This is a genomic window from Candidatus Neomarinimicrobiota bacterium, from assembly GCA_041862535.1.
Taxonomy (GTDB): Bacteria; Fidelibacterota; Marinisomatia; order SCGC-AAA003-L08; family TS1B11.
Genome location: JBGVTM010000251.1, coordinates 1 through 11,503 on the forward strand (window position 1 = coordinate 1; position 11,503 = coordinate 11,503).

Below are 11,503 nucleotides of genomic sequence, written 5' to 3' on the forward strand. Positions count from 1 at the left end.
GGATGGCGATGGTCTTGCCATCGCTCTTGAAAATGTCCAGTACTGAGGACACGATATACCCTGCATCCCGCACGATAGCCGCCCCGGGTTCGATGAAAACCTCTAGTCCATGTTTGTTTCTTAGCAGATTGACAGCATCGTAAAATGGCTGCAGATCGGTAGCCTCATTGTATAGATATCCGCCTCCCAAGTTAATCCATTCCAGTGAGCTGAGCCATTTGGAAAGGTTTTGATCTAGATTCTCAATAGTTTGATAGAGCTGAAGAAAATCAACTGAATCTGTATTATTATGGATCAATATGCCAGTTATCCTTCCTATGAGGGGTGGCAAGCCATTACTTAGTAGTTCTGCAATCTCTTTAAGTGGTGTCCCAAGTTTTGATGATTGTCTGGAGGGATTATATCTGTCATCCTCTATAAAAGAGATTTGAGGATTTATTCGCAAGCCCACCTTGAGTTCGTCGCGAAGTAAGTCATTTAATCTCATCATTTGGCTTTGCGAATTAAAATATATTCGATCGATGCTTTGAAAAATCTCAGTAGCTTCTTCTCGGCGTATACCCGGGGCAGTGAAATGGATAGTTTTTTTCTTTCCCGCTAATTCTCGTGCAAGTTTTGCCTCGAATAATGAACTAGTCGAAAATCCGTCGATCCAGGGGAGCATTTTTATTAAACCGCTAGCTAATGAGAATGTTTTTAATGGATATAAAAGTAATGAACCACTCTCTCTGGTCAATGAGGCTACTCTATCAATGTCAGCTTTAAATCTACTTTCTAGGAGTACAAACGCAGGTGGTTTTACACCTGACATGAATTCTTCCATTGGGCTAATACCTAAATGAAATATCTCACGGATTATGAGAATAACTCTGCTAATTTGGCAAACGTATCCCGTCGCTCCTTTGTTACATAATAATCGAGTGCCTTTCTTGCTGCAATTGAAAATTTTACGCGTCCATCTCTTATTTCTTTCATAGTATTGGCAAGCTTTCTAAACTTTTCTTCATTCGGTTGTTCAGCCAGATCCATAACATACAATCGTAGCTTGTCCAGTACACTATCGTACATTTCCTTTCGAAATATTGGTAGATCTCTATCATTTAGTCCAAGAAGTTTAATTGACATATCGCCTTCTGGGCTTAATTGTTTTAACTGTCCAGACTCATATATATCGATATGATTACTTGGATCTTCAAACATGGGATTAATTAGCAGAGGTTCTTCTCTGGTTTCCTCGCCAGGTCGTGTGGCTCTGAAGTCTTTCACAGGGAAATAATTGCGCTTTCCGGTGGGTCTGTAGCTTACAGGATCTGTTCCTGATCTATTACATAGAGTGCATGAGGGGAGTAGATTGCGCCATTCATAAGCTAGCCAATAATAACCAGGATGATTCTGTTCATGTCCATTTATAGTTAACTTTATTTGTTTTCCATCAAGGCCGAAAATGGCACCTTTAGGTCTAAAATGTTCGATATCGACATGTTGATCTGCATAGATTTTTTGCTCACAGAAAATGCACTTCCCCCAGAATTGTCCTTTTGGGTTTGAATAATATTTCCGCTTTATACTTTGCTTCTCGCCTTTGTAAATCCGGCCTTTTATTTTTATTGGATTGCCTGCTTGATGAGATTGATTTAGAGCTTGCTGTTCAGCGTCGCACTCTGCGCGCCATTGTTGCCAGTCCTCGGCTCGTGGTTCGATGAATCTAATAAAGATCATAGTCTTTCAAGAGCTCACGTAACTGCCGTTTGGTTTCGTAGCTAATCGTCGTTGCTGTTATTTTCTCGAGGTTAGGTTTCTTACTAATGATCTCTCTTATAGATCTAGTTGTTTCTCTTTCTAGAGCAGTCTCTCCTGCGAATACATCCTCAAGAGATCTTTTTATTCTTATTAATTCTCTTTCCTCCTCTTTTGATCTTCTTTTCTCTAGAAGTTGAGAGTACCGTTGTATATCGCGTTTTATTGTGCTATCGCTGGCTGTAGCTAAGCCAAAAAGATATGATGTTAATACTTGGTCAGCTCTTTTTTTTCTCGGTGGAGGTTGCCTGTCAATGGCATGAACACTTCCGTCTTCTTGCGTAAGCAACACTAGACTACAATCCTTATCTTCCAATTCTGTAGTACCAATTGTGCACATCGGCGAGTGTGTTGTCGTAATAAGCTGTAAATGTGGAAATGTATTATGAAGTAGCCCCAATATACGCTGCTGCCATCTTGGATGAAGGTGCTGCTCGATCTCATCCAATAAAATGATCCCACGAATAGGCTTGTCCTTCTTCAACATGTTTGGATCATAGAACAGTAGCCATCCTAGGATGTCAACCATGAGAGCGATCATGGCTTGGTAGCCGTCAGCTAGTGCCCCAAGCGATTTCACACCCCAAGGGCCTTTAACAAATATACCTCGCTTTCTCATGTAATTAAGACGCACCGAGCCAAGAGGTAGCATTAATATCTCGTCTATCCGTCTAAGAAGATCCTTTATGCTAACATTTTCAGATTCTAAACGTCGAAGTATCAGCTCCGCATTTTGAAGAGGGGTATCGTAGTTAAATAGAGTATATACAGCGTCAGGTATCGTATATTCCGCATAATCCTTTGTGCCGTAAGTACGGCGTGCGGCGCCATATCCACAAACAAAAATGCTATCCCAGGGGAAGTCCTCTTCAGGGATTGTATTTTGTTCAATTAATGTATATCCGGATTCACCTCTGTGAAACGTAGTTGTTATTTTTGGCTTCTTGCTCCCTCCGTACTTGGCAAACTCTAATTCGATATAGCCATCTTTTTCCCCCTCACAAAGCCATTCGCCATAAAGGTCCCCAAGAAGCGTGTACGCACCGGAAAGATCGCACAATCCAAGTGCTATGCTACGTAATAATGTTGATTTGCCAACTCCATTATTACCGACAATTACTGTCCAGCTTGGCTTTAGAGCATAAGGATTTAATTCTATTGTAGTTTCTCTAAAACATCTTACGTTATGTAGTTTTATTCTCGAGATATAGAACATAGTCTTCAGGCTATCCTCTTGTGTCAGCTAAGGATCGAACAATCTCCATAGCTACTTCCCCGAACCTTCCCTCTCCTTTGTGTGGTTTGCATGCAGCTCCCCTTACACAAATGACATCAACACCCGTCGCCCAAAGCAGCATAAGATCTTCTTTTGAGAGACTCCCTGCGATCCAGGCCTCTTTACCCATGGAGTGGAGATCCATGACAAATTTGGTGATCTGTTCGGTTGAGTAGTAGTCGATGAGAGACATACCGATACCTTTGTCAAAAGTATCGATAAGGAGACCGTCACAATCAATTTCTTCAACCAGGTGGGGTCCGTCGACAAGGGGATCAAAGGAAATGGTAAATCTCTCTTCCGGAAAGACCGCCGGGTAGATCTTCTTGTACGGGAACCATTGTCGAACTGTGCGAACGATATTCCTCCCCAGGTAGGCCGCCACTTTAGAATCAAGGCCCGCCAAGCCGCATTTCACAAAATCGGCACCTGCCAGGGCTACACCTAGAGCTGCCTGGCAGGCGGTGCTGCGGATGTTCTGTTCCTCCCCGATGTTCGTAGAAACGGGGATGCTTTTGAATCCGTTTTCATCAAGCTTTTGCCGTAGCGCCTGAACGTTGAGAGGATAAGGGGTTCCAAGTGCCGAGCCAGGATATTCGACGTCAGCAATGTGGGCACCGCCCTGGGCGGCGGCAAGGGCTTCAATAGGGCCTCTAACACTGACTAGCAAGTGGCCCAAAAGACTCTCTTGTAAATGATGTTACTCCGTACGTAAAAATCTACATTAAAGACGCTATCGCAATAATAACAATAATTATATGGCATATCCAGTGCTGAGTTTACGGGGATTCAGTATAGGCATGCGGTGTTCGCGTACAACGGTCCTTGATAGTCTGCGCATAAGTCGCATGGCGCTGATGTCTCCTCATATTTCCCTCTCATCGGGAGAGAGGCTTGTCCTTAGTGCGTCTCTGGCGGACGAAGGAGCAAGAGCCTGTCCTGAGTCCTGATGTTACGTCGGGATCGAAGGGATGAGGGGTAATCAGGAAACCGCCCTCCGCGCCCCTTCGACAGACTCAGGGCAGACCTCTGCGGCCTCTTCGGCCCGGCCTTGACGGGTTCCTTTCTTTATGGCTGACGGGTCAATCAACACTCACCCCGTTCACTCCGTGAAGTCCCCTCTCTCAAGAGAGAGGGGATTTAGGGGTGAGTGCAGTATTTCGCGCATTTCGCGCACCAGGCGCATCAGGCGAACGACAAACCGCTGCAATACCCTTAGATTCCGGCACCATGACAATGGCTACAACAAATTACCCGGTTCACCGGCAGTGCCATGGCAAAATTCCGCACCCCGTGGTTGCCCTTACCGACGAGAACTTTTTTGAAAATGCTGAATTTTGTATGGATTTTGTTGAATTTTAGGGTGGCTTCCTTGCCCCGGTTTGGAGGCCGGTCAACAGGCGCCCTCTGCGTCCCTTCCTCTCATACTTACAGTCATCGCGAGCGTGGCGTGGCGATCTCAACATGTCTTCCCTGCTTTCTTGGCAGTTTGCTGCCTGCCTTTTTCCCATTCCCGTCTCAATCTTCAATCGACAATCGTCAATCGTCATTCATCAACGCCTCCCGCCAGCTCCTCCGGGCGGCCCTCCTGCAGCTCCAGGATCTTGGCCAGCGGCTTCTCCAGCTGCCGCGAACGCGTGGTCACCATAGCCTGGTAGTCCCGCTGCGCGCTTTCCAGGCTCCGGCCCAACTTGTCCATCTGCTCCACGTACTTGCCCCACTGCTTGCTGAACTGCTCCAGCAGCAGCATGAACTCCCCGGCCCGCTCCTCCATCGCAAAGTTGCGCACCGCCTGGTGGATCAAGGACAGCACTGCATACAGGGTAATCGGTGAGCACAGAATGATGTGGTTCGCCAGCGCATAGTCCAGCAGTTCAGGGTCATTCTGATGGATGAAGCCGTAGATCGACTCGTTGGGGATGAATACCATGACGTAGTCCACCGTACCGGATTCGGGATCGATGTATCACCTCGAGGACACCGCTTTAACGTGATTCTTCACATCGGAGAGGAACTGCTTCCGGGCATTTTCCGCCTCGGCTGCCGACCCGGCTTCGATATAGCGCTCGTACTGGTCGATTGGGAATTTCACATCCAGGTTGATCTTCTTATCCTTGGGTAGGAAAAAGGTATAGTCGGGGCGTTCTCCTGAACTCATGGTCAGCTGCACCTGGTAGTTGATGCCCTTCTGCAGGCCCATCACGTTCAGGATGTCCTCCACCATGCGCTCCCCCCACTTGCCCCGCTGCTGGGGCGAAGCCAGCACCTGGCGCAGCTTCTCAGCAGTCGAACGCAGCTTCTCCGTCTCCTCCTTGCTGGTGGCTAATCCTTCGTCCAGCCGGGCCGACTTTTCAACCAGGTTCCTGAGGGTGGTACCCATCTCCTGGAGGTTGGCGTCGATGAGCTTCTTCTTCTCCTCCAGGGTGGCGTCTCCCTGCTGGGCCAGGGCCTTGAACTTCTCCTCGGCCAGTTTCAAAAATTCCGTCGTGGATTCCGACAGCACGCTTCCCGCCAGCGCCTTGAAGGCATCCTTCTGCTGCTCCTGACGGCTCCGCGTCAGCGACCGCCCGGCCACATAGCCGACCGCCAGGGCAACCAACACTAGTAGGATTATCAGCACATAAGACCCGAGCGACATATCAACCTCGCTGCTAATTCCCTGTGGAGATCCTGCCTCACCAGGCAGGCGAAAGTCACTGCGATATTAGGGAATGCTGGCTAAAAGAAAAAGGGCTGTTACGATGGATAGGGAGGGCCGTGGAGATTGTCTGCCCTAGACCTGGAAAGTTGGTCGGGTGTCATCAATGATTCTCGCCGCCAGGTCCAGGTCCCGCCGCCACTGCTCTTCAGGATGGGGCTGACCAGCGAATTTAGCCAGATCGCTTTGCTCCAGCACCTGGCCGATGAGCGCAGCGGTGGCCGGATCGTCAAGTTCGGCCGGGAGGAGCTGCTCGATTTCCGAGGTGGTCATCTCCAAAGCCCGAAACAGAAACCGCTGCTCCAGATACTGACGGAGGAGGCGTGACAGTTCCAGATAGAAGTCGCTCGCTTTACCTGGATGGTAGTGGGCCGCCTTCAATTTATTCAGGGCCTTGCCAGCGGCCACGTCCGGCTGGAGCTTTTCATCCCTCACCGCACGGGGGGGTCCCATACGCCGCCGGCTGTGCCAGATCAGGGCTATTATACCTGACAACGCCACGATTATCCCTACCCTAAACCAGAAGGAACGTGGATTGGTGAGCCTTACTGGTACCATACTCTTGATCTCCCGGATATCCCGCTCCTGACCGGAGAGGATACTAGCCACCCGAATAGACAGAGAGTTGGTTTGCATTATGCTTTCGGTCCCATCAGGTGCCACGATTTTAACCGGAACACCTGGGAGGGTCATTTGTCCCAGTTCCCAGAAGGTGAGGGTGTACTCTACAGCCATGGGCTCCAGGCGGACCTGGACCAGGCTGACTTCGGGGTCGGCAAGGGTGAGCTCCGGGAAGTGCGGGACTGAGCCCGGGGGCAGTGCAACTTGCAGCCGGAGGGTGACCGGCTCTCCGATGCGTACGGTGTCAGCGCTCCATCGACTGGTAAGCTGGGCACCCTGGCCATGCAGGGCGCTAGTGAGCAACAACGCTATAAACAACCAGTATCTCAATGGCGTGAGGCCCTGGCAGTGAAGTAGTTCATAAGTGGCTGCACATAGCTGGCATGGGTGTTGATGGAGATGAGATCGATGGCGTGACGGTGGCAAAAGTTCTTGAAGCTGGCCCGCCGAGCCTCGACACGCTGGGTAAACTGCTCCCGAGTCGCCACTGAGGAAGTATCCAGCCAGGCCTCTGCCCCCGTTTCAGGATCGTACCATTTAACCAGTCCCAGGCTGGGGAGATTGTGCTCGGAAGGATCTTCAAGGCGGAGGAGGATGAGGTCGTGCTTGCGACTTACCAGCTTGAGGGGCACATCGAAGCCCTCATCGAGAAAATCAGACAGGAGAAAGATGACACTGCGCCGCTTCAACACCCGCAGGAGGTATTCAAGGGCGGCATCCAAACGGGTCTGATGTCCCACTGGTTCGTGGTAAAGCAAATCCCGGATCACACGCAGCACGTGGCCCTTCCCCTTTTTAGGTGGAATAAACTTTTCCACCACATCGCTGAAGATAACCAGCCCCACCTTGTCGTGGTTCTTAATAGCGCTGAAGGCCAGCACCGCGGCGATTTCGATAGCGATATCACTTTTCAGGACCGGGCCGGTGCCGTACATGGAAGAGCCGCTGCCATCCACAGCCAGTACGACGGTCAGCTCCCGCTCTTCGTCGAAGCGCTTGACAAATGGCCGACCGAAGCGAGCGGTGACGTTCCAGTCGATGGTGCGGATATCATCGCCGGGCAGATATTCCCGGACCTCGGCAAACTCTATCCCCCGCCCCTTGAATACCGAATGATACTCGCCGCCAAAAATATCGTTCACCAGGTGCCTGGTTTGAATCTCGATAAAGCGCACCTTTTCCAGGATTTCCTTGGGGATCATGCCATTACCTCTCGGTCAGCGGTGACGACTCTGTGGTCGCATTCAGGGTACAACCAGCGGGCATTTCACGAGGCGGCTCAAGGGGTTGGGATGGTATCGAAAAGCCGGTCGATAATTTCCTCAGAGGTCACATTCTCTGCTTCGGCTTCGTAAGTGAGGAGAATCCGGTGGCGTAAGGCGGGCCGGGCCACATCCCGCACATCATCCAGGATCACATAGCCCCGGTGGTTCAGAAAGGCCCGCGCCCGGGAGGTGATGGCAATGTATATGGTGGCACGTGGCGAGGCTCCGTAAGCAATTAACCCCTTGAGATCGGCAAGGTCAAACTGCTCCGGATCCCGGGTTGCGGTCACCAGGTTAACGATGTATTGCTGGATGTTTTCAGCCAGGTAAATATCATTCACCACCGCTCTGCTCTTGAGGACCTGCTTGGCCCGAGCGACCGGCTTGAGGTCCGGGAGGTTGTTGGTATGGGCCATGCGCTGCAAGATGACCAGCTCCTCTTGGGTAGAGGGATAGTCGACCAGAAGTTTGAACATGAAGCGATCCACCTGGGCCTCGGGCAGCGGATAAGTACCCTCTTGTTCAATAGGATTCTGCGTGGCCATCACCATAAAGGGCTGGGGCAGGCGGAAGGTGTCGGTACCGATAGTCACCTGTCCCTCCTGCATAGCTTCCAGCAGGGCGCTTTGCACTTTAGCCGGTGAGCGGTTGATCTCGTCAGCCAGTACGATATTGGCAAAAATAGGCCCTTTCTTGGTTTCGAACGTGCCCTCCTTGGGGTTGTAGATCAAGGTACCAATGAGATCGGCTGGCAACAGATCCGGTGTGAACTGGATGCGCTGGAACCTTGTCTGGATGAGCTTTGAAAGGGTGCTGACGGTGAGGGTTTTTGCCAAACCGGGTACCCCTTCCAGCAAGACGTGCCCTTTTGAGAGCAGCGCGATGAGCAGCTTCTGGATAAGGTCATGCTGTCCCACGATGATCCGGCCGATTTCCTGTCGAAGGGATTCAACATACTCTGACTCGCAGGCGATGCGGTCGGTGATTAATTGTAGATCTGGGCTCTCAGAGACTTTATTAGCAGCGCCTTCAGCTGACATTTGCAATACCTTTCAGCGCCTCAATTTCTTCTACCGGTTTGCCAAGATTCTCCAGCTCAAATTTTACCGATGGAACCAGCTCGTGATTCGGGTAGCGATTCAGAAAATCCTGGTACGCCTCTCTGGCAGCCTCATAGTTCTCAAGGTGATTGGCATTCACAAAACCAATCATGAACAGGGCTTTCACCCCTGCATCGGTCTCGGGATAGCGAGTAGAGGTCTTTTGGTACGCCGCGAGGGACTTGTGGATATCATCGGTATTATTCATGTAAATATCCCCGATTTTGAGCTGCGCCCCGGGAGCGAGAGGATGGTCAGGATAGGCATCAACAAGGGTTTCAAGGGCCTTGATCGCCCGATGGTATTGCCGGGCATTCAATTCTTTTTCAGAGCTGCTCCATAGCTCTTCAGCAGTCTGCTTAACACCACATGCTACGAAAGTGAGAATCAATAGCAGTGATAGGATTAGCGATAAGGGACGCATAATAGAAAACTCCTGTTACTGTTGGAGAAGCATTACTACAAGGGTGAAAATTTATGTCAGGCCTTTACGCGCCTTCAATATCCAACTCCAATGGCTGTTTTACTTTCATCTTAACGGTGGAGTTCCTTCGCATCATTCGAAGAAGGCATATTCACGCCGCGAGACTAGATATTTCAATGCTGGCCACCACCTGCGAGATATAGCACGAATGAGCTGCCTCAGGATTCCCGTCATTAAGGGTTAGAAGGTATGCAGGAATCCCACCTGGATAATTGGCTTTCTGGTCAATTCCCCCCAAGGAAAGGCAGCGTCAACCCTAATAGGTCCCAGCGGAGTGACAAACAGCAGACCAGCACCTGCGTCCCACCCCCAAATCCACTTGAGGCTGCCCTTGTCTGTATCATCCCTTTTGGGGATGGCCTTCAAGGCACCGGCGTCCAGGAAGACCTCGGCGCCAAAAAGCCAGAAAAGGGGTGCCCGCAGCTCCACATTCACCAGACCCTTGGCTACTCCACCCTTGTCTCGGTCCACTCCTCGGAAGACCAGGAAGTCATCCGGTGTGCCCCAGCCTCTTAGGGAGGTACTGCCCCCCAGATTAAACAGTTGGAAGGACTCCAAAGCCCTACCCCTGCCGACGGGGACTGTCTCCATATAGCCCATCTTAAGGCGGTAGGCTAATATGGTCCGCCAAATGAAGGGCTGATAGCGCCGAATATCGGCCTCCACCTTATAATAATATTTCACCTCACTGACGAAGGTACCGCTAAAGGAGGGCTTGATCTGGAAAATGGTACCCTGTGTCGGCTCCAGCAGGTTGTCCACCCCCTGGAAGAAATATTCAATCTTGATGCTGCGTTCCGACCCACCCGTAGCTACCGATTTGAGCACATCCTGGCCAGCTCTAAAATCTACCCAACCTAAGGCCCCCCGCAACTGGTGGCGTTGAGTCCGCCTGGAAAGAAATGAAAGTTCCACTCCGTTTCGCCAGACCATGTCCGGGGTCGCACGAAAATCGGAGTAAATTCTCACCGAGGTAGGAATCCGCAGGCCCAGGGTCCAGGGTGTTTGAATATCCCAGGCGACCAGTATGTCGGGCTGCTCCAAATTCTCCCAGATCAGGTTACCTTCCAGGGTGATGCCGGTGCGGACACTGGTATTGAAGGCCCGGGAGTGCCACCACTGAACTGAAGCGCTCAGAGCAGTATTGGGTTCCCCTCCTTCGACTGCCGGCTGGGTTTGCCTGAAGCCAGCGCTGAGATCGAAGCTGCGCCGCTCCAACTCCCTCACGCGGACATCAACGTCAGCTAGCCCCGGTCCCACGGCTCGCACCGTCGGGATGATTTCCACTGCGCCAAACAACCCCGATTCGAACACTCGCTGCTGGCTAAGAAGCAGTTTGCTAAGTTTGAAGGTGTCTCCCCGCTGGAACAATAGCTCCCGCCGGACATACCACTCAGGCACACTCTTGAGACCGGTAACCATCACATTACCGATGGTATAGGTCAGACCTTCAGAAATCGTAAGGCGTAGGTGAATACCGCCATCGGCCGTGATTTCTTCTAGTATATCGATAGTCAGCTTCCCCTGATCCTGGTAATGACGCCGCAGCGCCCTCAGCCGGTCCCGCACGACAACCGGGTTATAGGGTTTCCCAATTTTGATGCCCAGGAATTGGATAATCTCTTCTTCGCTCAGAAGTCGGTTCCCTGATAAGGCAATCTCTTCCAAGATAAACTGCCTTCCTTCGGTGATCTTGAGATACACTTTTACCAACTTTTCAGAAGTAATTGCGAAAGAATCAGCCACCTGGGCTTCCAGATAACCATGACTGCGGTAAAAATTCGTGATAGTAAGCACATCAACCTTCAGGGCGCGACGACTGAAAGGTGTACCTCGCGAGAATAACCCAGCGCCCTTCAATTTCATCAAGCCAGTCAGCTGCCGCGGTGAAAAGGAAAGACTGTCGAGCGGCTCGATGGTTATACTTTCAATCGGGAGATTTTCCGGTTGACCAGCCAGTGGAACCACTTGAAGGAGGAAGACCAGGACAATGATAACAATCCGGAAAATGCGAATCATGAAAGGGAGATGAGCCCCAGGATTAGTAGCGGAGTTTGAGTCGGTAATTAATCTGGTACAAGCCGTTATGGTCAACCGAGCCTACCAGCGACATGTTTCGGCTCAGACGGTACGCGATCTGATATTGGTTGAAACTCATGGTCGGGTCGGCCTGCATACCGACGTACAGCTTGGGCGACAAGCGCTTGCCAATATGGATTCGTACCTCCTCTAATTCCGGGATGACAGTCCGGGGACTGGTAG

At 50.9% G+C, this 11,503-nt stretch carries 11 protein-coding genes and 1 pseudogene; 1 reads left to right on the forward strand and 11 read right to left on the reverse strand.

Annotated elements, in window-relative coordinates; all coding sequences use genetic code 11:
* The 4 genes from ACETWG_09180 to ACETWG_09195 form a co-directional block, all read right to left on the reverse strand.
* Positions 1–811, reverse strand: an 811-nt coding sequence (locus ACETWG_09180) for a hypothetical protein (protein ID MFB0516758.1), incomplete at its 3' end; no start/stop codon positions are given.
* Between the two features lie 44 nt (positions 812–855).
* A complete protein-coding gene (locus tag ACETWG_09185; GenBank protein MFB0516759.1) occupies positions 856–1,719 on the reverse strand; it encodes a hypothetical protein in 864 nt (287 codons plus the stop codon).
* Entirely contained in the window at positions 1,706–3,013 is a 1,308-nt protein-coding gene (locus ACETWG_09190; GenBank protein MFB0516760.1) for an AAA family ATPase, read from the reverse strand. The genes ACETWG_09185 and ACETWG_09190 overlap by 14 nt, the downstream gene beginning before the upstream one ends.
* A 10-nt stretch (positions 3,014–3,023) precedes the next feature.
* Positions 3,024–3,752, reverse strand: coding sequence for a (5-formylfuran-3-yl)methyl phosphate synthase (locus ACETWG_09195; GenBank protein ID MFB0516761.1), 729 nt, complete (start codon positions 3,750–3,752; stop codon positions 3,024–3,026).
* 467 nt (positions 3,753–4,219) lie between these two features.
* Between ACETWG_09195 and ACETWG_09200 the strand changes: the two genes are divergently transcribed.
* On the forward strand, positions 4,220–4,435 hold the full coding sequence (locus tag ACETWG_09200) for a hypothetical protein (protein ID MFB0516762.1): 216 nt from the start codon (positions 4,220–4,222) through the stop codon (positions 4,433–4,435).
* 184 nt (positions 4,436–4,619) lie between these two features.
* On the opposite strand, the pseudogene ACETWG_09205 reads toward ACETWG_09200, so the two are convergent.
* From ACETWG_09205 to ACETWG_09235, 7 genes and pseudogenes are all read right to left on the reverse strand, one after another.
* Positions 4,620–5,711: pseudogene (locus tag ACETWG_09205) on the reverse strand (DNA recombination protein RmuC).
* A 135-nt stretch (positions 5,712–5,846) separates the two neighbouring features.
* Positions 5,847–6,722: a hypothetical protein gene (locus ACETWG_09210; protein MFB0516763.1), complete on the reverse strand. Its 876-nt coding sequence runs from the start codon at positions 6,720–6,722 to the stop codon at positions 5,847–5,849.
* A complete protein-coding gene (locus tag ACETWG_09215) occupies positions 6,719–7,594 on the reverse strand; it encodes a DUF58 domain-containing protein (GenBank protein ID MFB0516764.1) in 876 nt (291 codons plus the stop codon). Before ACETWG_09215 ends, ACETWG_09210 begins: the two co-directional genes overlap by 4 nt.
* Before the next feature lie 77 nt (positions 7,595–7,671).
* Positions 7,672–8,697: an AAA family ATPase gene (locus ACETWG_09220; GenBank protein ID MFB0516765.1), complete on the reverse strand. Its 1,026-nt coding sequence runs from the start codon at positions 8,695–8,697 to the stop codon at positions 7,672–7,674.
* Complete coding sequence (locus ACETWG_09225) at positions 8,687–9,181, reverse strand: tol-pal system YbgF family protein (GenBank protein ID MFB0516766.1); 495 nt, start codon at positions 9,179–9,181, stop codon at positions 8,687–8,689. The genes ACETWG_09220 and ACETWG_09225 overlap by 11 nt, the downstream gene beginning before the upstream one ends.
* 240 nt (positions 9,182–9,421) lie before the next feature.
* On the reverse strand, positions 9,422–11,260 hold the full coding sequence (locus ACETWG_09230; protein MFB0516767.1) for an outer membrane protein assembly factor: 1,839 nt from the start codon (positions 11,258–11,260) through the stop codon (positions 9,422–9,424).
* 22 nt (positions 11,261–11,282) lie between these two features.
* Positions 11,283–11,503: translocation/assembly module TamB domain-containing protein (locus ACETWG_09235; protein ID MFB0516768.1), on the reverse strand; the 221-nt coding region annotated here is incomplete at its 5' end.